This window comes from Bifidobacterium lemurum, from assembly GCF_014898175.1.
Classification (GTDB): domain Bacteria; phylum Actinomycetota; class Actinomycetes; order Actinomycetales; family Bifidobacteriaceae; genus Bifidobacterium; species Bifidobacterium lemurum.
In genome coordinates this window covers 2009308-2033327 of record NZ_CP062948.1, presented here as the reverse complement: position 1 = coordinate 2033327, position 24020 = coordinate 2009308, and the positions used below count along the sequence as shown (strand labels likewise).

Sequence of the window (24020 nt, the reverse complement as noted above, 5' to 3'; positions counted from 1 at the left end):
GCTCATCTGAGCCCTCGTTTCTTCCATCCGGACTGTAACCGTTGGCCCCGGAATCCCACCGGATCAGCCGCTTGCGCGGGTCGCGGGCTGCCGCGTTCGCCATTATGGAAGCGAGGAACGCGGGTCACCGCCAGTAAGGAATCGCACCTTCCCTGAAACTTGCCCCTCCAAACTAAAACCCGCGCTCGACAAGCCCGAGGATGGGGTGCGGCTAAGCTGAGGTCAGACATTCCATCAGCCAACGCACACCACAAGTCAGGACTTGATTCATATGGCATTGACCAAAAAGCAGACCAAGCAGCTGCGCGCGCTCGCGAACCAGCTCAATCCCGTGTTCCACGTGGGCAAGAACGATTTGACCGACGCGGCCGTGGACCAGGCCGACGATCTGATCGAACGCCGCGAGCTCATCAAATGCGCCGTGCAGAACGGTTCCGAGCTGACCGCCAAGGAGGCGGCCGCGGATCTCGCCGAGCGGCTCGGCGCGGAGGTCGTGCAGACCATCGGCAACCGCTTCGTGCTCTTCCGCCGCTCGCATCGAGACGATGTGGAGCATATCCGCTTGGTGCGCGAGTAGACGCGCGGCTACATCCGCGCCCATAAGCGCCCCTCCTCGTGAGAGGATGGAGCATAACGCCCGACGACAGCGTCCCGGCATCATCGAGTAAAGGAGAGGCCATGACCGACTATCAACAGCAGGTCCCCCAGCCCGACAACGAGCAGAACGCGGGCTATGGCGCGCAGCAGACCGGCTACGGACAGGCCGATTCCTACGCGTCGACGCAGAATTCCTACGCGCCGCAGGGCGGCACCAGCCAGCCGCAATACGAGCAGCCGACCCAGGGCTATACGCAGCCGCAGTACGAACAGCCGCAGGACTACGACCAGCAGCAGGGGTACGCCCAGCAACAGCAGCCGTACGGGCAGCAGTCCTACACCCAGTACACCGGCCAGTCCTACGGCCAGCAGCCGTACACCCAGTACACCGGCCAACCGTATGGCCAGCAGCCGTACGGGCAACCCTACGGCCAGCCGTATATGCCCGTCTATGGCGGCAGGTCGAAGCTGGCCGCCGGTCTGCTCGGCATCTTCCTGGGATCGCTGGGCGTGCACAACTTCTATCTGGGCAACACCGGCAAGGCGGTCGCGCAGCTGCTGCTGACGCTGGTCGGCTGGATCGTCATCGTCGGACCGCTCGTCTCGGGCATCTGGGCGCTGGTCGAGGCGATTCTCATCCTGTGCAGCCAGCCCGGCAGTCCGTGGCACCAAGACGCCAACGGCAGGGAACTCGCCGACTGACCCGACGCGAAGCAGTCGGATACGGACGCGAAACGGGGTGCGTTCCTCCCTCACGAGTGAGAGGGGGATCGCACCCCGTTCATTATGTTCTGCCGATGACATGCTTATGGCACGTCGGTCAAGAGATCGGATAGGCCCCACGAACGCATGGCCGCCGCATGACGCGACAAGTCCCGCCCGGGCAAGGCACACGCCCGCGATACGGCTACCGACGACTGTCGATCATGATTAGTGAGTCCCGCTTGGGTAAAGGCACACGCCCCGCGAAACGGGGTTTACGCCGCGCGATGCGACCTGATGCGGAACGCGGCGGCCAGACAGGCCCAACCTGCCACGCAGATCACCACCATCACCGCGAAGGTCCACATGCCGCCCACCGCGGTGGCGTGCATGAACTCGGCGCTCCCCTCCTCGCCATGCCCGGCTTGGGCCACGGCCAGAATCGTGGAGAACAACGCCGTGCCGGCCGCGCCGCCGAACTGCAGGCAGGTGTTGAAGATCGCGTTGCCGTCGGGGGCGAACTGTCGCGGAATGGAGCTCAACGCGCTGGTCATCACATTGGGGTTGCCGAGCGCGAAGAAGAATCCGAAGATGAAGTAGAAGCCGGCGAGCATCGCCGGGGTGAGCCGCATGGAGAACACCAGCAGCAGCGCCGGGCCGAGGATGGCGATGCCCAGCGGGATGAGGATCGGCCGCACCGCGCCGAAACGGTCGTACAGCCAGCCGCCGAGCGGCGAGCAGACCGCGCCGACCAGCGCGCCGGGCAGCACCAGCGAGCCGGCGAGGAAGGCGCTGGTCCCCAGCGAGAGCTGCGCCACGTTGGTGATCACGTAACCGAAGCCGATGGAGACGATCGGCAGAATCGTATATTCCACCAGATGCAGCAGCACGACGCGGTCACGCAGGATGCCCAAGCGCAGCAGCGGCGAGAACGCCTTGCGCGAGCTGAGCGCGAACAGCACGAGCGAGCCCAATCCCACGATGAGGCTGACGACGGCGATGACGGCGCTGCGAGTCGCGGGCGTGCCGGCCATGGCGGCGCTCACGGCCACGCCGGCCTGGTTGAGCGCGAGCACCAGTCCGCACAGGGCGAGCACGATGCTCAGCAGCTGGATCGGGTCGAGATAGGCGGCTTCGGTGGGTGCCTTCTGTTCGATGCATTTGAGTCCGATGACCATGGCGATCAGCATCAGCGGCACTGCGGCCACGAAAATCGCCCTCCACGGCAGCACGCTGGTCACCGCGCCACCCACGGTCGGGCCGATGGCGGGGGCCACGGTGATCACCAGCGAGCCGACGCCCATCAGTCGGCCGATTTTCGAGCGCGGCGACTGTTCGAGGATGATGTTCATCATCAGCGGCGTGGCGATACCCGAGCCGATGCCTTGAATCACGCGGGCCACGATGAGCATGGGGAACGCGGAGGCGACGATCATGATCAGCGAGCCGACGATAGCCAGGGCGAGAGCAGCCAGAAAGATGGCCTTCAACGGGAATCGGCGTTTGAGGAACGACGAGACAGGCATCGTGGCGGCCACGGCCAGCAGGTAGATGGTGGTGATCCATTGCACGGTGGCCATGTCCACGTCGAACTCGCGCATGAGTTCGGGGAACAGCACGGTCATCACCGTTTCGGTGAGGATGCCGATGAAGGCCAGCGACCCCACGGCGACGATCGCGCCGATGAGCTTGAGCGGGATGCGCTCGTCGGTTGGCGCGACCGCGCCGTTCGTTCGATCTGTGGTTTGGATGGGCACGTTGGACATCATTCGCTCTCTTCCTCATCATCGCGCGGGGAGTATCCGCGCATGGCCGGCCGCTCGCGCCTATCCGGCGTTCACGGTGTTCTCACGGAAATATGGTTTGCCAACCGGTCGAGCCGCCGTTATCACCGTCCATGCGCATACGACCGCGGAAGAATCGCGGGAGGCCGGACGTGGTGCCCACTCAAGACCTCAACAGACTTTAGCCGAGCTGGTAGGACATCTCAACAACACCGCGGAACGCGAGCGGGAGAGACCTATCCCACGCGAGACCGTCACCCGGCCTGGCGCAGGATGGCGCGGATCTTCTCCAGTCGCGGCCCCACCTCGTGCTCGTAGCCGCGGTCGTTGGGATGGTAGTACTCGCGGCCGCGCAGCTCGTCGGGCATGTACTGCTGGGGGGCCACGGCGCCGGGCGCGTCGTGCGCGTACTGGTAGCCCTCGTGGTTGCCCCACTGCTTCATCAGCGCGGTGGGCGCGTTGCGCAGGTGCAGCGGCACTTGGCCGATACGCCCGGCGTCCACGTCGGCGAGCGCCTCGTTGATGGCCATATAGCTGGCGTTGGATTTGGGTGCTGTGGCCACGGCGATGGTCGCCTCGGCGAGGATGATGCGTGCCTCGGGCATGCCGACCAGCGCCACGGCCTGCGCGGCGGCCACGGTGACCTGCAGGATCTGAGGGGCGGCCATGCCCACCTCTTCGGCCGCTGCGATCATGATGCGCCGGGCGATGAAGCGCGGGTCCTCCCCCGCCCGGATCATGCGGGCGAGATAGTGGATGGCCGCGTCGGGGTCGGAGCCGCGCATGGATTTGATGAACGCGGAGATCACGTCGTAGTGGTCGTCGCCGTCTTTGTCGTAGCGCACGGTGGCCGCGTCCATCACGGTGCCGACGATTTCGGGGGTGATGATGGGGCGGCGCGCGCCCTTCTTGCGCGCCTCGTCATGGGTCACCGCGCCGGCCGCCGCCTCAAGGATGGTCAGGCTTTTGCGCGCGTCGCCGCCGGCCATGCGCACAATCTCGTCGATGGCCTCGTCGCTGGCTTTGACCTCGCCTTTAAGCCCCCGTTCGGATTCCAGGGCGCGCCGCACGAGTTCGGACAGCTGGTCGGGTTCGAGCGATTCGAGTTTGACCACCACGGATCGGCTAAGCAGCGGTTTGATCACGGAGAAGCTCGGGTTTTCGGTGGTCGCGCCGATGAAGGTCACGTCGCGGTTCTCCACCGCCGGCAGCAGCGCGTCCTGCTGCGATTTGGAGAAGCGGTGCACCTCGTCGATGAACAGCACGGTCTCATCGCCTTTGGACACCAGCCGGTCGTGCGCGCGCTGCAGCACGTCGCGCACGTCCTTGACGCCGCTGGTCACCGCGGACAACTCCTCGAACACTCGACCGGACTGGCGCGCCACAATGGTGGCGAGCGTGGTCTTGCCCACGCCGGGAGGCCCGAACATGATGATGGAGCTCGGCGCGGTGAGGCTGCCCTTGGAGGCGGGGTTGGCGAGGCGGCGCAGGGGCGAGCCCTCCCCCAGCACATGGCGCTGTCCGACCACCTCGTCCACGGTGGTCGGGCGCATGCGTACCGCCAACGGCCGCGTCATATCCTCGGGTGCGTCCGTCGCCCCGAACAAATCCTGCTCGCTCATACGCACCACTGTACCTCACGTCGAACACTTGTTCGACACCCCATGGTGCGGCGTTACGCGGCGGCCACCGAATAGTCGACGAATACGACCTCGCCGCTTTCCTGGGTGGCGTCGAGATCCACCACGCCTACGATGGCCCAATCATGGTCGCCGTCGGAGTCGTCGATGATCTGCCGCACCTTCCAGGTGTGCTCGTCGCGTTCGTGCGAATCGTCGAGCACGAACAGGTCGGCGGAGCGTGCGGCCGCGTCGACGCCGACGTATTCGTGGGCGTCATAGTAGTCGTCGAGCGCATCCTCCCATTCGTGCACGCCGTAGCCCCAGTCCTTGTCGAGCGCGCCCAGCTCTTCGGGCCGGTCGAGGTCCATCAGCTGCACGCGGCGGAACAGGGCGTTGCGCACCAGCACGGTGAGTCCTCGGCGGTCCTCGACCACCTCGTCGCGTCGACCCGGAGCGGCGAGCGCGGCGGCGGCCTCGCTGGCGTCGGCCGAGCCCGCGTTCTCCCATTCGTCGACCAGACTGGAGTCGATGGAGCGCACGAGCACGCGCAGCCAGGCGATGATGTCGCTCAGCTGTTCGTCGCGCTTGTCGACGGGCACGGTGCGGGCGAGCGAACGGTAGGCGTCGGACAGATACCGCAGCAGCGTGCCTTCGGAGCGGGCGATGTTGTAGCGGCCGATGTATCCGGTGAAGTCGGATGCCGTCTCCACCATGTCTCGGATCACCGATTTGGGGCTGAGCCAGTAGTCGTTGGCCCAGGGCACGTCGCGGCGGTATTGGGTGAAGGCCGCGTCGAGCATATCCTCCAAAGGTTTGGGATAGGTGATGTCCTGCAGGCGGTCCATGCGCTCGTCGTAGTCGAGTCCGTCGGCCTTCATGTCGGCCATGGCTTTGTCTCGGGCGGCGCGTTCCTGGGCGCGCAGCACCTGCTTGGGGTCTTCGAGGGTGGCCTCCACCATGGAGATCACGTCGAGCGCGTAGGTGGGGCTCGCCGGGTCGAGCAGTTCCAGCGCTGCCAGCAGGAAGGGGCTCAACGGCTGGTCGAGCGCGAAGTCGTCGGGCACGTCGACGGTGAGGAAGTAGTCTTTGCCGCCGTCGTCGCGGTCCTCGGTTTCGATCACGTCGGTGTCGAACAATGTTTGGAAGATCTCGTCGGCCCGCTGGTGCAGCCGTTCCTTCTGGTCCGGGCTCTGCGCGGAATCGTCGATGAGCCGGTCCACGCGCCAGCGCGCGTCGCCGCCCTGCGCGACTTCGTTGAGCACCATGGAGTGAGTGATCTTCAGATGCGGCACGAGGGTTTCGGGGTCCGCGTCGATGAGTTTGTCGAAGGTGTTCTCATTCCACGTCACGAAGCCTTCGGGCGCCTTCTTGCGCTTGATCTTCTTGAGCTTCTTCGGGTCTCCCCCGGCTTTGGCCACGGCCTTCTGGTTTTCGATCTCGAATTCGGGGGCCTCCGCGATCACCAGTCCTTCGGTGTCGAAGCCCATGCGGCCGGCGCGGCCGGCGATCTGGTGGAATTCGCGGGCGCGCAGGCGGCGCATTTTCGAGCCGTCGAATTTGGTCAGGGCGGTCAGCACCACGGAATGGATCGGCACGTTGATGCCCACGCCGAGCGTGTCGGTGCCGCAGATCACCGGCAGCAGGCCTTGTTGGGCGAGCTGTTCGACCAGACGACGGTAGCGCGGCAGCATGCCGGCATGGTGGATGCCCACGCCGGTGCGCAGCAGCCGCTGCAGGATCTTGCCGAAGGCGGTGGTGAATTTCGTGCCTTTGATGGCTTCGGCGATGGCCGTGCGCTGCTCCTTGCTGCTCACGCCGGTGGAGGCGAGCGCCTGCGCGGTTTCCAGCGCCGCGTCCTGTGAGAAATGCACCACGTAGATCGGGGTGGACCCTTCGTTGAAGGCGAGTTCCACCGTGCGTTCCAGCGGGTCGAGCGTGTATTCGTAGGTCAATGGCACGGGGCGGGGCGCATCGGCGATCACGTCCACGTCCGTGTCGGTCATGGATTCGAGTTTGTCGGCGATGGAGTCCACGTTGCCGAGCGTGGCGCTCATGAGCAGGAACTGCGTGCGCGGCAGGGTGAGCAGCGGCACCTGCCACGCCCATCCGCGCTCGGGGTCGCCGTAGTAGTGGAATTCGTCCATGGCCACGCAGCCCACGTCGGCGCGGCGGCCCTCGCGCAGGGCCTGGTTGGCGAGGATCTCCGCCGTACAGCAGATGATCGGCGCGTCCGCGTTGATATGAGTGTCGCCGGTGATCATGCCGACCAGGTCGCGGCCGAAGACCTCCACCAGGTCGAAGAACTTCTCGCTGACCAGCGCCTTGATCGGCGCGGTGTAGTAGGAGCGGCGACCGGTGCATAGGGCGGCGAAATGCATGCCGAGCGCCACGAGGGATTTGCCTGAGCCGGTGGGCGTGTTGAGGATCACGTGGTCGCCGGCGAGCAGATCCATGATCGCCTCCTCCTGATGAGGCCATGGTTCGATGCCTTTGGTGCCGACCACCCATTCGAAGAAACGCTCGTAGATGTCGTCGGCGGCGAGGTTGCGCGCGCCGTCGTCGTACCAGTCCGGCGCCAACGCGCCCAATGAGCCGTATCGCTTATCGCCCTGTTCGTCCGTCATGGTTCGCAGTCTACCCGCAGCCTTCTATCACCGCTTATCCTACCCCCTTTTTTAGTTAAGAAAGCTAATGGAATACATGCGCACACTGCGGATTTAAGCAACCCATAAGAGCGGAAACCCGGCACCACAAGCCATCCCACAGGCCGCCTCAATGCCCAAATACCCCGACAAGTAGCGGTATTCAACACCCCCGAATATCCGCATCACACACAAAAACCTTCGCAACACCTGAAAAAGCACTGGCTTTACTTTGAGAGATATTTATTGTAAGGTTGCTTACGCAATTGCAGTTTCGTCTATTTCTATCACATCGTGGTGCTTGGGCGACTGCACCTCAAAGAAGAGCGAAAGGAATATATCGCACATGAAACGCGCGATCTCAGTGGCGCTTGCGGCGGCACTGGCTCTCGTCCCACTGGGGGGGGGCAGCACGGCATTCGCCGCGCCGCTTTCGACCAGCGACGTCGAAGACTACGCTTTGCAGATGCTGGCGGAGTCATATGAACAGCAGAACACCACGCCGGTCAACGACGAATCGTCGAACGGCACGACCACGGACGGCACCGCCTCTCCGACCGCGGACGATCCCGTGTCCGCAGGCGGATGGACACTCGACCCGGATGTGACCAAGGGCAACGAAACGCTCGAGGAAAGCGGCGACTGGGTGCATTTCAAGTCCGGCGCCGGCAACGGCAATAGCGCGTCCAACTCGTCGCAATACCCGGCGGTGGCCATCAACGACGGCAGCTTCGACTTCAGCACGGAGGGCGGAATCCGCGCCACCATCATGTCGCCACAGGACTGCACCCTGAACCGCTTCGGTTTCTATCTGGGCTACGACGGCCCGGGCAACGGCCTGTTCATTGGCTATGACCTTTACAGCAAATGGTACTACCAGCTCTACGTGAATGGGGAAGGCGACTACAAGGCATCGTCCTTCGCGATCCCCGAGCAGGATGCCGAAGTGCCCGTCGCCATCGACTGGGACGGCACCACCGCCACACTGACCGTAGGTGGCGAGAAGGTCTTCGACGTCAACTACAGCTCGCTGACCAATCTCAGCGACAAAGTCGCCATGAAGGCTTCCACCTACGGCACCGAATACACCGACGTGTACGTCAAGGACTTCACCAAGGTGGAGGCCGTCAAGTACGCCGTCAACGGCACCGTGGTCGATGCCGAGGGCCAGCCGATCGAGGGCGCCAAGGTGCGCGTCGATGGCGCCTCCGCCACCACCGACGCCAGCGGCGCCTACACCATCGGCGACCTCAAGGCCGGCAAGTACACCATCTCGGTCGGCAAGGACGGCTACGAGGACGTCACCAAGGACATCGAGATCATCAACGGCGATCTCACCGTGGACGCCATCACGCTGAACGAGGCGGCCGCCGTCGAGACGGAGACCCTCTCCACCAAGCAGATGAAGGTGGAGGTCAAGAAGAACTTCCCCTCCGTGCTCCAGTACACGATGACCAAGCTCGACAACCGCGTGATGTACGGCCAGTCCAAGGACGTGCGCACCGTGGAGATCAACAACACCTACGTTGAGCTCACCGACGACGACGTCACGTTCTCCAAGGAAAGCGACACCAAGGCCGTCTACACGATGAACGTGAAGAACGCCGAGAAGAACATCGACGCGGTAATCACCGCCGAGATCGTCGTCGAGGCGAACACGCTGGACCTGAACATCACCAAGATCGAGAACAAGCTCGGCGACGAGGAGCACCCGGTGCCGGTGCAGACCGTGTCGTTCCCGAACCAGAGCCTCATCTCGATGCGTGAGGATCAGGACGGCGCGCAGTTCACCGGCGCCGTCATGTCGTCCGACACCAACAAAACCGGCGACGAGCACTTCGACATCACCACCGCGACCAACCTGACGAACCGCGACTACATGTACGCGTTCATCTCCGGCAACTCGCTGAGCGCCGGCATGTGGAGCAACTCCGAGAACGAGGGTCGTTATGTGGCCTCGCCCGTGTACGGCGGAGCCCAGAACACGCGCATCTACGCCACCACCCAGACGGTCGGCGGCACGAACTCGCTCGGCCTGGCCAGCGCCCCGTGGTACTACCACCGCACCGTCACCGATTCGAAGGGCGTGTCCTACACGGTCGAAGAGACCGAAATGCCGAAGATGTCCGTCGTCATCACCGGCGACGAGAACGACGACGACACGGTCGATTGGCAGGACGGCGCGATCGCGTTCCGTTCGATCATGAACAACCCGTACAAGTCCGAGGAAGTGCCCGAGCTGGTGGCATGGCGCATCGCCATGAACTTCGGCTCCCAGGCGCAGAATCCGTTCCTGACCACGCTTGACAACGTCAAGAAGGTCGCGCTCAACACCGACGGCCTCGGCCAGTCCGTGCTCCTCAAGGGCTACGGCAACGAGGGCCACGACTCCGGCCACCCGGATTACGGCGACATCGGCGAGCGTATGGGCGGCGCCGAGGATATGAACACGCTGATGGAGAAGGGAGCCGAATACGGCGCCCGCTTCGGTGTGCATGTCAACGCCTCCGAAATGTATCCGGAGGCCGAGGCCTTCAGCGACGACTCCGTGCGCCGCAATTCCAGCGGCGGCCTGAGCTATGGCTGGAACTGGCTCGATCAGGGCGTCGGCATCGACGGCATCTGGGATCTCGCCACCGGTGCCCGCGAAAACCGCTTCGCCGAGCTCAAGGAGAAGGTCGGCGACAACATGGACTTCATCTACTTGGACGTGTGGGGCAACCTGACCTCCTCCGGCTCGGAGGATTCGTGGGAGACCCGCAAGATGTCCAAGATGATCAACGACAACGGCTGGCGTATGACCACCGAATGGGGTCCCGGCAACGAGTACGATTCGACCTTCCAGCACTGGGCGGCCGATCTGACCTACGGCGATTCGACCTCCAAGGGCGAGAACTCCCAGGTGATGCGCTTCCTGCGCAACCACCAGAAGGACAGCTGGGTCGGCGACTATCCGTCCTACGGCGGCGCGGCCAACGCTCCGCTGCTCGGCGGCTACAACATGAAGGACTTCGAGGGATGGCAGGGCCGCAACGACTACGACGCCTACATCACCAACCTGTACACGCATGACGTGTCCACGAAGTTCATCCAGCACTTCAAGGTGAGCCGTTGGGTCAACAACCCGCTCGACGATACCTCCTCGTACGATCCGGAAACCAACGGCGGCAACGAGTTCATCGAACTCAAGGACGACGAAGGCAACGTCGTGACGCTCGCCCGCGAGACGAACGACCAGTCCTCCACCGCCTACCGCAACCGCACCATCACCTTCAACGGTCAGGTCGTCGCCACCGGCGCGGTCTCCAAGGGCGATGGCACCGGCACCGGCACCGAGTCCTACCTCCTGCCGTGGCTGTGGGACGCGCAGACCGGCGAGTTCGTCAACTCCGACGACGAGAAGCTCTACCACTGGAACACCGCCGGCGGCACCACCGAGTGGACGCTTCCCGACGAGTGGCAGAACCTCGCCAACGTCAAGGTCTACAAGCTCACCGATCTGGGCAAGACCGACGAGCAGACCGTGTCCGTCGTCGACGGCAAGGTCACGCTGACCGCCGAGGGCGAAACCCCGTACGTCGTGTACAAGGGCGACGCCACCCCCAAGCAGATCTCGGTCACCTGGAGCGAGGGCATGCATCTGGTCGACGCCGGCTTCAACGGCGGCGAGCAGACCTTCGAGGAGGACTGGACCCTCAAGGGCACCGGCGAAGCCTCCATCGCGAAGAGCCAGTACAGCAACCCGATGCTCAAGCTCACCGGCAAGATCTCGGCCACCCAGAAGCTGACCGACCTGACGCCCGGCGAGCGCTACGCGCTGTACGTCGGCGTGGACAACCGTTCCGACGGCGACGCCACGATGACGGTCACCAGTGGCGGTGAGACGCTGGCCACCAACTCCACCTCGCGCAGTATCGCGAAGAACTACGTCAAGGCGGATACGCACAACACGAATTCCGCCACGGTGGACGGCACCAGCTACTTCCAGAACATGTATGTGTTCTTCACCGCGCCCGAAAATGGCGAGGCCACGCTGACCCTGGCCCATCAGGGCGAGGGCGACGCGTACTTCGACAACGTGCGCGTGGTCGCCAACGCCTATGATGGTCTGGAGTTCGACGAGAGCGGCGACGTCACCAAGCTGACGAACGACTTCGAGAACAACGCCCAGGGCATCTGGCCCTTCGTGATCTCCGGATCCGAAGGCGTCGAGGACAACCGTATCCACCTGTCCGAGAAGCATGCGCCTTACACGCAGGCCGGCTGGGACGTCAAGAAGATGGATGACGTGCTCGACGGCGACTGGTCGGTGAAGGTCAACGGCCTGACCCAGAAGGGCACGCTGGTGTACCAGACGGTTCCGCAGAACTTCGAGTTCGAGCCGGGTCGCACGTACAAGATCTCCTTCGACTACCAGGTCGGATCCGACGACTCCTACGCCGTCGCGGTCGGCTCCGGAGAGTTCTCCGACAGCAGCACGACCCTGAAGAACCTGAAGAAGTCACTGGGCAAGACCAGCCACTACGAGTTCGAGTTGACGGGTTCCGTCAACGGGGATTCCTGGTTCGGCATCTACTCCACCTCCACGGCTCCCGATCTGCAAGGTCTCGACGAGAAAGATTCCGCCGCCAACTTCGGTGGCTACAAGGACATCGTGCTCGACAACCTCGTGATCGAGCGCGTCGACTCCGAGAGCAAGACCAAGGCCGAGGCCGAGAACAAGCTCGCGGAGGTCACCAAGAAGTACGATGACCAGTCGGCGAAGTTCAGCGACGAGGCGTGGACGACCTATCAGGAGACTCTGGCCAAGGCCAAGGTGCTGATCAACAAGTCCGATGCCACCGCCGAGGACTACACCGCGGCGTTCGCCCTGCTCGAGGCTCTCGACACATATATGCCGAACGCTCCGGGCAACGATTCCAGCGACAAGTTCGACGTGGCCACCAATGCCTACACGGTGTTAGTTGGCAGCGAACAGTCGCTGTCCGGCAACGAAGGCCCGGCAGATTTGGCCCAAGACGGACTGGACAGCACCCACTGGCATACCAAGTGGGGCTATGACGCCCTCGGAAATAACGCCGCTTGGTACCAGTTCAACCTGTCCGAAGCGACCACCATCACCGGCTTGCGGTATCTGCCTCGTTCCGGTGCAGCCAACGCCAACGGCAAGATCAAGAAGTACAAGATCGAGCTGACGACGACTGATGGCACCACCCGCGCCGTCACCGGCACCAGCACCAACGGCAACGTCACCACCGTCGAAGGCGAGTTCTCGACCTCGACCGAATGGCAGTTGGCAAGCTTCGACGCCGTGGAGAACGTCACTTCCGTGAAGTTCATCGCACTCGAAACCGCAGGCCAGACCGCAGGCGAGATGAACAAGTATGCTTCTGCCGCCGAACTGCGCCTGACCACGACCCGCGACGTGCCGCCGACCGTGGTCGTCCCCGACACGACCGATCTCACGGCCGCCGTCACCGAGGCGGAGGGACTCAGGGAGTCCGACTACACCGCGGACAGCTGGAAGACGATGAGCGAGAAGCTCGCCGCCGCCAAGGCCGTGCTGGATGACGAGAACGCCGACGTCTACAGCGTGCTGCTCGCCACAACCGAGCTCAACGCCGCCCTCGAGGCACTGGAGCCGGTGGCCCCGCCGGTCGATAAGACCGACCTGCAGTCCGCCGTCGACAAGGCCAAGGCTCTGGTTGAGGCCGACTACACGGCCGAGACGTGGGCCGCGTTCGCGACCGCCCTGTCCGACGCCCAGGCGGTGCTGGACAACGCCGCCGCCACGCAGTCCGACGTGGACGCCGCCCTGACCGCGCTCCAGACCGCCATGCAGGCCCTCAAGCCCGCCACGACGGAACCCGAGCAGGTCAACAAGGCCGTCCTCCAGGCTGCGGTCGATTCGGCCAAGGCTCTGGTTGAGGCCGACTACACGGCCGAGACGTGGGCCGCGTTCGCGACCGCCCTGTCCGACGCCCAGGCGGTGCTGGACAACGCCGCCGCCACGCAGTCCGACGTGGACGCCGCCCTGACCGCGCTCCAGACCGCCATGCAGGCCCTCAAGCCCGCCACGACGGAACCCGAGCAGGTCAACAAGGCCGTCCTCCAGGCTGCGGTCGATTCGGCCAAGGCTCTGGTTGAGGCCGACTACACGGCCGAGACGTGGGCCGCGTTCGCGACCGCCCTGTCCGACGCCCAGGCGGTGCTGGACAACGCCGCCGCCACGCAGTCCGACGTGGACGCCGCCCTGACCGCGCTCCAGACCGCCATGCAGGCCCTCAAGCCCGCCACGACGGAACCCGAGCCGGGCACGGTGAACAAGTCCGCTCTGCAGGCGGCGATCGCCAAGGCCGAGGCCCTTGATCTCAAGGGCTACACCGAGGCGTCCGCCAAGGCCGTACGCGAGGCTCTGGCCAGCGCCAAGCTGACCGCCGCCAACGCGACCGCCACCCAGGAGCAGGTCGACGCCGCGCTCAAGGCTCTCGAAGCCGCGATCGCCGGTTTGGAGAAGGCTCCGGCCTCCACCAACAAGCCGATCTCGAGCACGGGTGCCAGCGTCTTCGCGATCGTCCTCGCGGCGATGGTGATGGCCGCAGCCGGACTGGTGCTGACGGTTCGCCGTCGCAGCCGCGGCTGAATGATTGGCTGATGGGGCCAGCCGCATAGCGACCGGCCCCATCCCTCTCCCCCAACCAACAACCCATAAATCAATATGACGAAGGCCTGTTCCGGAAATTCCCGGAACAGGCCTTCGTCATATCTCCCCCAGTCGACTCATCGGCCTTTCTTCATCATCACACGCAACCATCCTCTCACCAGCCATCCTCTCGTCGTCATGCTGAGCGGAGCGCAGCGGAGTCGAAGCATCTCCTGACCAGTAATGCCGCAAAGGTCAAGGAGATCCTTCGACTACGCACTTCGTGCTCCGCTCAGGATGACAGTGGAAAGAACTGTCCCGCTCAGGATGACAGTGGAAAGTGCCGTCCATTCAGGATGACGGCAAGAAGAAAGCACACCCCGCCAAAACATCTCGGCGTGGCACGGATCACTCCATGCCACGCCGAGATGGGATACGGAAGGCGAACCGCTATTCCGCGTCCGCCGATGAGTAGACGACGCTGCGACGCTTGAGCATCACGCCGCCGGCGAGCAGCAGCACGGCCACGGCCGCGATGGCGGAGGTCGCCGAGCCGGTGTCGGGCAGCGTCGGCTGGGTCTCCGGAGCGCCGGTGTTATCCTCGGTTTCGGCGTCGGTGAACAGCACCTCGACCTCGGCGGTGCGAATCGTCGCGGTGTCGGTCGAGGTCGCCGAATCGGCAACGGCCGCCGTTCCATCGAGGAAGGTCTCCAACTCGGCGTCGGACAGCGTCTTCGTCACCGTCACCGACCCCGCGCCCGGCCCCTGTACCTCGCCGGAGAAGTCGAGAATCTTCAGCGTGCCGAAGTCCACGCCGTTGGCGGTGAGCTTGATGGACTTAGGACGCTGCTCGTCGGTGGTGAACGCGAGTCCGCTCACCGTGAAGCTCACGGTGTTGCCGTCGACATCAACCGCAGAGAATCCGGTGCTGCCGCGGGTGCTCACGGCCTTCAGGTTCGGATGGGCCTGGAGATAGTCCGACAGTCCGTCGAAATCGATATAGCCGGTGTCCACATAGTTCGTGCCCTCTTTGAACACGGTGAAGTTGTCGCCGCCGGTGAGCAGGAAGGGGTTGCCCGCGATGGTGAAGGTGTCCTCGTCCTGCACGGCCTCGCCGTTCACGGTCAGGTCGAACACCTCGCCGCGGGGCAAGGTGGTTCCGTTGATGGTTTCGGTATACAGGTTGTAGTGGTAGCTCACGTTGCTGGACAGGCCGAGCCACTGCACCGGACGCGACGCGCCGGCAGGCTGCCACTGCTGTTCGAGCAGCGCCTTGAGCTGCGCGCCGGTCAGGGTGACCACCGCCGTGCTGTTGCCGAAGGGCAGCACGTCGTGGGCCTCCTTCAGCGTGATGATCTTGTCGCCGTTCGGATCGAGGTCGGCGCGCAGGCCGCCCGCGTTGATCACGCCGATATCGGCCTGCTGGCCGTGTTCGTTGGCCGCCCACATCGCCGCGTCGGCGTTGAGTACTCCCAGCGTGGATTCGACGCCGCGGTTCTCCTCGCTTGCCAGATCACCCGTGACGGCGCGGCCGCGGTTGAAGGTGGAACCGGTGTCGATGGTGCCGAGCACGGTGTTGCCCTGCTCGTCGGCGGCGGCTTGCGCGCGCTCGTAGATCGCGTTCACGTCAGGGTCGGCCGCATACAGCGCCTCGCCGCTTTTTTTATCGATGACATCATTCAGCCGGCCGCTCGCGCTCACCTGCGCGTCCTTGCCGCTGCCGGTGATCTCCAGATCGATGGTGGCGTAGGATTCGCCGTAGTTCCTGGTCTGCTCGATCGGAGCGCCGGACGCGGTCTGCGTCTCCTGATCCAGATGCGTGTGTCCCGCGACCACCGCGTCCACATTCGCGTTCAGACCGGTGAGTTGATGCGCGTCGGCATGCACCAGCGCCACCACCGCGTCGGCTTCGCCGTTGCTCTCGTCACCGTCGGAAAGCTGGTCGGCGTAAGAGTTGATCGCCTCGACCGGATCGCTGACCGTCACGCCCGCCATACCGGCCGGCGAAACCGAGTCGAGCAGCGTCTCATACACGCCGCCGATGAAGGCGATGCTCTTGCCGCCGCTTTCGACGATGGTGTACGGCTGGATCTTGCCCTCCAGCGCGCCGCCGCTCACATTCGCCACAATGTACTGCGCCGAGCTCATCCCCGGCATGATGCGGTCCACCAGGTCGGCCGCGCCCTGGTCGTATTCGTGGTTGCCGGTGGCGGAGACCACCATGTTCATCGCCGTCAGCTGCTCCATCGCAGGCTCGTCGTTGGCGATGGACGAGGCGAAGGCGGAGGCGCCGACCATATCGCCGGCCGCGGCGAAGATGGTGTTCGGATTCTTGGCTTGGGTCTGCTTGAGCGCGGTGGCCAGATAGCCACCGTTCTCGATATGCCCGTGGAAGTCGGACAGGCCGAAGATCGTGACGGTGGTGGTGTCGCCGGCTGTGACGGAGGGATTCGCGCCCTCATCCGCCATCGCCGCGCCGACGGTGAGCGACATCGCCCCTATCGTGAGCGCGGCCGTCGCCATGGCGACGAATTTCCTACACATGGTCAGACGCATAATCACACGCTTCTTTCCCTCACTGTCGCCGTTGTTCGGGGGCCATCCCGAACCGGCATACGCTTAGCAATCTACCACTCCCCTGCTATCTCCCGCCATCTCCCGCCAGTCATCAGCCATCCAACCGCCCGATCATCAGCCCGACCACATAGCAAACGGGGGCGGTGGGACGACCAAGCGTCCCACAGCCCCGCAATGCGTACGAGAATTACCGGATCAAACGGATCGCAGCGCTACCGCTCCTCCTGCTCAGCATCCTCGCCGCCTTTCCCTTGCTGGTATTCGTCGTATCCCTGCTCGTAGCGGGTGCGACGCCAGTTGCGGATCGACGCGTTGGTGCCGCGGTGATGCACATGGTATTGACGCGGCGCGCCTCCGAACGGACGCTCCTCGACCTCCTTGGCCACGGCGATCTGGTTCACGTTCGAAGGGTCCATGATCGCGATGGGCGCCACCGCCTCCGGTTCCACCGGCGCGGCCGTGCGGCGCTGCATATGTTCGGGCAGCCATTCCGCCAGACGGGACAGCAGCCAACAGACGATGAAATACACCACCGCGGCCACCACCAGCGTCTGCAGGATGTTGAAGTACATCGATCCCAGTCGGCGCGACTCCTGCAGCAGATCCGTGTACATGATGATCGAGCCGAGCGCGGTGTCCTTGACCACCACGACCAGCTGGGTCACGGCGGCGGGAAGCATGGCGAACACGGCCTGCGGCACCTCGATCTGCATCAGCGACTGCGTTTCGGTCAGTCCCAACGCCAGCGAGGCCTCACGTTGGCCGTTCGGCAGATTGCCCACACCCGAGCGCACCAGCTCGGCCACCACGGAACCGTTGTACAGCACCAAGGCGAGCACGACCGCCCAATAGGACGGACTCGCCAGGCCGGCGAACGCGAACCACCGCCAGAAGAAAATCATCATCAACAGCACGGGCACGGCGCGGCAGAACTCGACGATCACCGCGGAGACGGCACGCAGCAGCGGATTCGGCAGCAGTCGGCCGATGCCGAACACCAGACCGAACACCACCGAGCCGATAACGGCCACCACGGAGGCCTGCACGGTCATCCACAGACCCGGCAGATAGAAGTCGGTCCATGCCTCGGCCTCAAGCGCGGGCTTCCACAATTCCCAGCTCAGCTGGTTCTCGCCGTCCGGCGGATTGTGCAGGCGCATGAGGATCAGCACCACCACAACCGCGAAAACCGCTCCGGCGATCCAGTTGACGATGCGGATGGTTCTGCGACCCTTGGGACCAGGCTGGTCGAACAGTACGGCGCTTTCGTTTGCGGCCATGGGTCACCTCCTCACGGCGAGCTTGTTGGACAGGAACGTGGTGATCATGCCGATCGGAATGATGAGGATCACATAGCCGATGGCGAAGATCAGGAAGATCTGGATGATCACGTCGGGGCGGAACTCGATCATCTCGCTCATCAGCGAGGAGGTCTCGGTGGAGACCGACGCGGCGGCCGCGACCGTCGAGTTCTTGAGCAGGGCGATCAGCGTGTTGCCCAGCGGGGCCACGGATCCGCGGAAGGCCTGCGGCAGGATGATCTGGCTGGCCGACTGCATGAAGCCCAGCCCCAACGCGCGGGCCGCCTCGGCCTGGCCAAGCGGCACGGTGTTGATGCCGCTGCGCAGGGATTCGCACACGAACGCCGCCGTGTACAGGCTCAGGCCCGTCACCGCCAGCCAGAAGAAGTTCGTGGCGAAGATGTCGGAGAAGGCGAATTTGAGCTGCGCGTAGGCGCCCAGCACCATGAACACCATGATGATGGTCAGCGGCAGGTTCTTGAACAGCTCCACGTAGGCGCCTGCCACGGTGCGCATCGAGGAGATAGGCGAGATGCGCATCATCACGAGCACCACGCCGAGCACCAGCGAGAACAGGGCCGACCATAGGGTGATCTCGATGTTCACCAGGAACGCGCCGACCACGTCGTATTCGCTGAACAGTTCGATGAATCCGTCCATCTCACTCCTCCCCTTCGGTCGGTTCCGGCGGGTTGTATTCGCTGTTCGGAGCGTATCCAGTGCCGGAGGTGTTCTCCTCGATCGCGCGCTGCCAGGAGCCGTCCTCGATCATCTGCTCGATCGCGTCGTTGATCTGCTTGGCGAACTCGGTGTTGCCCTTCTGGATGCCCACGCCGTAGTATTCCTGCGTGAACGGGACGCCCACGACCTTGAGCTTGCCGCGCGAGGCGGAGGCGAGTCCGGCGAGGATGATGTCGTCGGTGGTGACCGCGTCCACGATGCCGGAGAACAGGGCGGTGGCGCATTCGGCGAAGCCCGGCTGCTCCATCAGCTGCACTTCGGAGGCGAACCGCTCCTTGACGGTGGCGGCGGAGGTCGAACCGGTGGCGGTGCACAGACGCTTGCCGTTGAGGTCCTCCGGGCCTTTGATGCTGTCGTCGTCCTTGCGCACCAGCAGGTCCTGACCGGCCACGAAATAGGGGCCGGCGAAGGAGACGGTCTTCTTGCGTTCGTCGGTGATCGAATAGCTGGCGACGATCATATCCACGTCGCCGTTCTGCAGCATGGCCTCACGCTGTTTGGACGGCGATTCCTTCCAGATGATCTGGTCCTCGGAGTAGCCCAGATAGCGGGCGATGTACGTCGCCACGTCCACGTCGAAGCCGACGTAGGTGCCGGACTTCTTGAAGCCAAGGCCCGGCTGGTCGAATTTGATGCCGATGCGGATCTTGCCGGCCTCGCTCTCGGCGCCGCAGGCGGCCAGCGAGGCCACGCACGCGAGCGCGCAGACGGCGGCGACGCACCGCTTGATCAGTGTGTTCTTCATAGCTCTTCCTTTGGCGCGGCCGCCTTGCGCGGTGGCGGCGGCCGCACATGACGGGCGGGATGGACGGAGTGCGGAGTGCGACCGGCGGCCTAATGGGTGAGGATCTTCGAGAGGAAGTCCTTGGCGCGGTCGGTTTTCGGGTTGTCGAAGAACTCGTCGGGCGTGCCCTCTTCGAGGATGCGGCCGTCTGCCATGAACACGATGCGGTTTGCGGCCTTGCGGGCGAATCCCATCTCATGGGTGACGCAGATCATCGTCATGCCTTCGCGGGCGAGCTCCACCATCACGTCGAGCACCTCGTTGACCATCTCCGGGTCGAGCGCGGACGTCGGCTCGTCGAACAGCATCACCTTGGGGCGCATGGCGAGCGCGCGGGCGATGGCGACGCGCTGCTGCTGGCCGCCGGAAAGCTGGCTGGGCATCTTGCTTGCCTGGCTGTCCACGCCGACGCGGGCGAGCAGGTCCATGGCCAGATCCTCGGCCTCTTTCTTGTCCATATGGCGCACCTTGATCGGGGCGAGCGTCACGTTCTCGAGGATCGTCTTGTTGGCGAACAGGTTGAAGGACTGGAACACCATGCCCACTTCGGCGCGCAGGGCGGCGAGCTCCTTGCCTTCCTGGGGCAGCGGCTTGCCGTCGATGCGGATCACGCCGGAATCGATGGTCTCCAGACGGTTGATGGTGCGGCACATCGTGGACTTGCCGGAGCCGGACGGGCCGACCACCACCAGCACCTCGCCTTTGGTGACGGTGAGGTTGATGTCCTTGAGGACGTGCAGATCGCCGAAATGCTTCTCCACGTGGGCGAGCTCGACGAGCGGTTTGTTCGGGTCGTCCTGCCCCGGCACCAGCGGCGCCAGCGGACGTGCGGCTGCGTTGTTCTTCATCTCAGACATAAGAGGACAGTATACCTGCAAATGTTTCGCAAACAATATCTGAGTATTATCTGAATGCTTCTAAGGGTACTTCGAATCCCCTCGTCCCCGCCCGTCCGGATCCAACCAACCACCTGAATCAGACCGAAGCGTGGTCGTCTCAACCGAACAGTCGAGGCAGTTCAATCGCCAGCACGGCGGCGACCACGCACACCGCGGTCAGACCATAAACAATCCGTTCGGGAACCTTCGCGACGAATCGGTCGTGCAGCCGTCGCCACCACGTGCGTTCACTCATATCTCCACGCTAGGTCGCCTCCGCATACGAGACGCCGAACGCCGGCAAACGCCCGGTGAACACTTTCCCAATTCTCTCCGATGATCCGTGCCGGCACGACGCAAAAGCCCCCTGACCATAGGCCAAGGGGCTTGAGATGCGTTATGCGAGGGAGATTACTCCTCGTCGTCGGGCTCGTAGTCGACGCCGGTTTCGGCGCGCTGCTCGGCCGAGATCGGGGCCGGGGCGCCGGTCAGCGGATCGCGTCCGCCGCCGGCCTTCGGGAAGGCGATGACGTCGCGGATGGATTCGGCTCCGGCGAGGATGGCCGCGGCGCGGTCCCATCCGAGGGCGATGCCGGCGTGCGGGGGCGCGCCGTACTTGAACGCCTCAAGCAGGAAGCCGAACTTGTCGGCGGCTTCCTCGGCGGTGATGCCCAGCACGTCGAGCACACGGTCCTGGATGTCGTCGCGGTGGATACGCACGGAGCCGCCGCCCATCTCGTTGCCGTTGCAGACGATGTCGTACGCGTCGGACATGGCGTGCTCGGGATCCTTGTCGAAGGAGTCGACCCAATCCTTGGACGGCATGGTGAACGGATGGTGCATGGCGGTCCACTTGGAATGGCCGATCGCCACATCGTCGTCGTCCGGATCGTCGGTGGACTTGAACATCGGGAAGTCCACCACCCAGGTGAAGGCGAACTCGTCCGGCTTGAGCAGGCCGGCGCGGTCGGCGAGCTCGACGCGCACGGCGCCGAGCAGCGTCTGCGCGGTGGCGCGGGCACCGGCGGCGAAGAACACGGCGTCGCCCTCTTCGGCGCCGACGGCCTCACGCAGACCGGCGCGCTCCTCATCGGAGAGGTTCTTGGCCACAGGGCCCTTCAGCTCGCCGTCCTCGGCGAACACCACATAGGCCAGGCCCTTCGCGCCGCGCTGCTTGGCCCACTCCTGCCAGGCGTCGAACTGACGACGCGGGGTGGCCGCGCCGCCCTTGAACACGACGGCGCCCACATAGGGGGCCTGGAACACGCGGAACGGCGTGTTCTTGAAGAAGTCGGTGAGCTCGACCAGCGGATTGCCGAAGCGCAGATCCGGCTTGTCGGAGCCATACTTATCCATAGCCTCCTGCCAGGTGATGCGCTGGATCGGCAGCTGGATCTCATAGCCGGCGGCCTTCCAGATGGCGGCGATGACCTTCTCGGCCATGGCCATCACATCCTCCTGGTCGACGAACGCCATCTCCATGTCGAGCTGGGTGAACTCGGGCTGGCGGTCGGCGCGGAAGTCCTCGTCGCGGTAGCAGCGGGCGAGCTGGTAGTAGCGTTCCACACCCGAGACCATGAGCAGCTGCTTGAGCAGCTGCGGGGACTGCGGCAGGGCGTACCAGGAGCCGGGCACCAGACGGGCCGGCACCACGAAGTCGCGCGCGCCCTCCGGCGTGGACTTGATCATGGTGGGGGTCTCCACCTCGGTGAAGCCCATCTCGTCGAGGGCCTGACGGGCGGCCTTGCTCATATCGGAGCGCAGCTTCAGGTTGCGCTGCATGGAGGGGCGGCGCAGGTCGAGGTAGCGGTACTTCAGACGCACCTCCTCGCCGGGCAGCTTGTTCTCGGACTCGTTCTCGAGCGCGGTGGAGACCTGGAACGGCAGCGCGTCGGACTTGGCGAGCACGTCGATGCTCTCGGCCACGACCTCGATCTTGCCGGTGGCCAGATGCTCGTTCTCGTTGCCTTCCGGACGCAGGCGCACCTCGCCGGTGACCTGGATCACGAATTCGGAACGCAGCGGGCGGGCCATCTCCTCGTCGTAGATGACGACCTGCACCAGACCGGTGGTGTCGCGCAGGTCGATGAAGGCCACGCCGCCATGGTCGCGACGGCGGTCGACCCAACCGCTCAGCGTCACCTTGTCGCCGGCGAGCGCTTCCGTCACCTCGGTGGCGTGATGTGTTCTGTAAGCCGTCTGGCTCATGCTTCCTCGTTTTCCTTGTGAACCGCCGCCGCATGCCGGCCGGGCCCCGCAAACACAGGGTCGCCCATCCGCACGCGCGACGACGAAAAGTTGTTACATTACAACGGTTTGCCGGGCATTAACAGTATCCGGCTCCCACGACGTGGCGTCGGCCTCGAGCTGGTCGCCGGAGACGATGTTCTTCACCTCGTCGCCCGCGCCCTCCTGTCCGGGGAACCACACGTAGGGGATGCCGAGCTTGTCGGCGTATTTGATCTGCTTGCCGAGTTTGGCCGCGGTGGGCGCCACATCGGCCGCGATGCCGCGCGAACGCAGCGTGTTGGCGATGCGGTTGGACGCCGCGCGCTCGTCCTCGCTCCACACGGCCACCATCACCACGGCCGGGGAGACGCGGCTGGCGTGCGCGCCGGCGGTGTGCAGCATGTACGACACGAGTCGAGACAGGCCGATGGACAGGCCCACGCCGGGGTACTTCTTATTGCCCTGCGAGGCGAGGTTGTCGTAGCGGCCGCCCGAGCAGATCGAGCCGAGCGAGGCCGCGCCGTCGAGGAAGGTCTCGTAGACGGAGCCGGTGTAGTAGTCGAGTCCGCGGGCGATTTTCAGGTCCGCGATCACGGAGCCCGGGCGGATGGCGGCGGCTTCGTCCACGATCATGGCGAGCGTGTCGAGTCCCTGCTTGGCCAGCGCGTACGATTCCGCCGTCTCGCCTTCGGAGGTGATGCCGTGGGCCGCGGCGAGCGCGTCGAAGCGTTCGGCGAGTTCCGTGCCGTCGGCCGCGGTGAGGGAGGCGAGTTCGAGGCAGGCGCGCGCCTGGTCCTCGTTCGCGCCGCATTCGCTGACGAGCAGCTTGGCCACCTCGTCGGCGCCGATCTTGTCGAGCTTGTCGATCTCGCGCAGCACGCCTTCGACGTCCGTCAGTCCCAATCCGCGGTAGAAACCTTCGGAGAGCTTGCGGTTGTTCGCATGCACGGTCGCCTTGGGCAGGCCGTACTCGCGCAGGCGCTCCAGCGCGGCGACCATCACCAGCGGCAGTTCCACCTCGTAATGGTCGGGCAGGTCGCCGTTGCCGATCACGTCGATATCGGCCTGCACGAATTCGCGGAAGCGTCCCTCCTGCGGGCGTTCGCCGCGCCACACCTTCTGGATCTGCCAACGCTTGAACGGGAAGGCGAGCGCGCCGGAATTCTCGACCACATACCGGCTCAGCGGCACGGTCAGATCGAAATGCAGCCCCAATCGCTCTTCCACCGGAGTGTCGGATTCGTGGCCGACCTCCTGCAGACGGCTCAGCAGATAGATCTCCTTGCTGGTCTCGCCTTTTTTGAGCAGACTTGCGCCTGTTTCCACGGCTCTCGTCTCGATTCCTACGAATCCGTTGAGTTCGAAAACCTCACGAAGCGTGTCGATAACACGCTGCTCCACTACGCGTTCAGAGGGGAGCCACTCTGGAAATCCTGATATTGATGCACCTTTAGCCACGGTATCAATATAATAGGTGAGGTTACGGAAAACATCACGGCTTTCCCATGATGCGATTCGCA

At 64.4% G+C, this 24020-nt stretch carries 14 protein-coding genes and 1 riboswitch; of the genes, 3 read left to right on the top strand and 11 right to left on the bottom strand.

The window, feature by feature from the left end; genetic code table 11:
• Positions 1–11 precede the first annotated feature (11 nt).
• Positions 12–164, bottom strand: a riboswitch (FMN riboswitch).
• 107 nt (positions 165–271) lie between these two features.
• Positions 272–577 carry a YhbY family RNA-binding protein gene (locus tag BL8807_RS07790; RefSeq protein ID WP_072723810.1) on the top strand — a complete coding sequence of 102 codons (306 nt, stop codon included), beginning with the start codon at positions 272–274 and terminating at the stop codon, positions 575–577.
• Between the two features lie 101 nt (positions 578–678).
• On the top strand, positions 679–1299 hold the full coding sequence (locus tag BL8807_RS07785; protein WP_072723807.1) for a TM2 domain-containing protein: 621 nt from the start codon (positions 679–681) through the stop codon (positions 1297–1299).
• 275 nt (positions 1300–1574) lie between these two features.
• On the opposite strand, the gene BL8807_RS07780 is transcribed toward BL8807_RS07785, so the two are convergent.
• The 3 genes from BL8807_RS07780 to BL8807_RS07770 all read right to left on the bottom strand — a co-directional run bounded on the left by BL8807_RS07780 (position 1575) and on the right by BL8807_RS07770 (position 7329).
• Positions 1575–3065, bottom strand: a complete 1491-nt coding sequence (locus tag BL8807_RS07780; protein ID WP_072723945.1) for an MFS transporter — start codon at positions 3063–3065, stop codon at positions 1575–1577.
• Between the two features lie 272 nt (positions 3066–3337).
• Complete coding sequence (locus BL8807_RS07775) at positions 3338–4705, bottom strand: replication-associated recombination protein A (RefSeq protein ID WP_072723805.1); 1368 nt, start codon at positions 4703–4705, stop codon at positions 3338–3340.
• 53 nt (positions 4706–4758) lie between these two features.
• Complete coding sequence (locus BL8807_RS07770; protein ID WP_072723802.1) at positions 4759–7329, bottom strand: DEAD/DEAH box helicase; 2571 nt, start codon at positions 7327–7329, stop codon at positions 4759–4761.
• A 364-nt stretch (positions 7330–7693) separates the two neighbouring features.
• Between BL8807_RS07770 and BL8807_RS07765 the strand changes: the two genes are divergently transcribed.
• On the top strand, positions 7694–13990 hold the full coding sequence (locus BL8807_RS07765; protein WP_193057465.1) for an endo-alpha-N-acetylgalactosaminidase family protein: 6297 nt from the start codon (positions 7694–7696) through the stop codon (positions 13988–13990).
• 450 nt (positions 13991–14440) lie between these two features.
• Here BL8807_RS07765 and BL8807_RS07760 read toward each other — a convergent pair whose 3' ends face one another.
• From BL8807_RS07760 to hisS, 8 genes are all read right to left on the bottom strand, one after another.
• Positions 14441–16546: a 5'-nucleotidase C-terminal domain-containing protein gene (locus BL8807_RS07760; RefSeq protein WP_072726428.1), complete on the bottom strand. Its 2106-nt coding sequence runs from the start codon at positions 16544–16546 to the stop codon at positions 14441–14443.
• 233 nt (positions 16547–16779) lie between these two features.
• Positions 16780–17847, bottom strand: a complete 1068-nt coding sequence (locus BL8807_RS07755; RefSeq protein WP_072726426.1) for an amino acid ABC transporter permease — start codon at positions 17845–17847, stop codon at positions 16780–16782.
• A gap of 3 nt (positions 17848–17850) precedes the next feature.
• Positions 17851–18528 carry an amino acid ABC transporter permease gene (locus BL8807_RS07750; RefSeq protein WP_072726424.1) on the bottom strand — a complete coding sequence of 226 codons (678 nt, stop codon included), beginning with the start codon at positions 18526–18528 and terminating at the stop codon, positions 17851–17853.
• A gap of 1 nt (position 18529) precedes the next feature.
• Positions 18530–19354, bottom strand: a complete 825-nt coding sequence (locus BL8807_RS07745) for a glutamate ABC transporter substrate-binding protein (protein ID WP_072726423.1) — start codon at positions 19352–19354, stop codon at positions 18530–18532.
• An 89-nt stretch (positions 19355–19443) separates the two neighbouring features.
• Positions 19444–20250, bottom strand: a complete 807-nt coding sequence (locus BL8807_RS07740; protein ID WP_072726421.1) for an amino acid ABC transporter ATP-binding protein — start codon at positions 20248–20250, stop codon at positions 19444–19446.
• Between the two features lie 139 nt (positions 20251–20389).
• On the bottom strand, positions 20390–20527 hold the full coding sequence (locus BL8807_RS07735; RefSeq protein ID WP_162841416.1) for a hypothetical protein: 138 nt from the start codon (positions 20525–20527) through the stop codon (positions 20390–20392).
• A 155-nt stretch (positions 20528–20682) separates the two neighbouring features.
• Entirely contained in the window at positions 20683–22479 is a 1797-nt protein-coding gene (gene aspS, locus BL8807_RS07730) for an aspartate--tRNA ligase (protein WP_072726418.1), read from the bottom strand.
• 93 nt (positions 22480–22572) lie between these two features.
• Positions 22573–23958 carry a histidine--tRNA ligase gene (hisS, locus tag BL8807_RS07725; RefSeq protein WP_072726441.1) on the bottom strand — a complete coding sequence of 462 codons (1386 nt, stop codon included), beginning with the start codon at positions 23956–23958 and terminating at the stop codon, positions 22573–22575.
• Between the last annotated feature and the right edge of the window lie 62 nt (positions 23959–24020).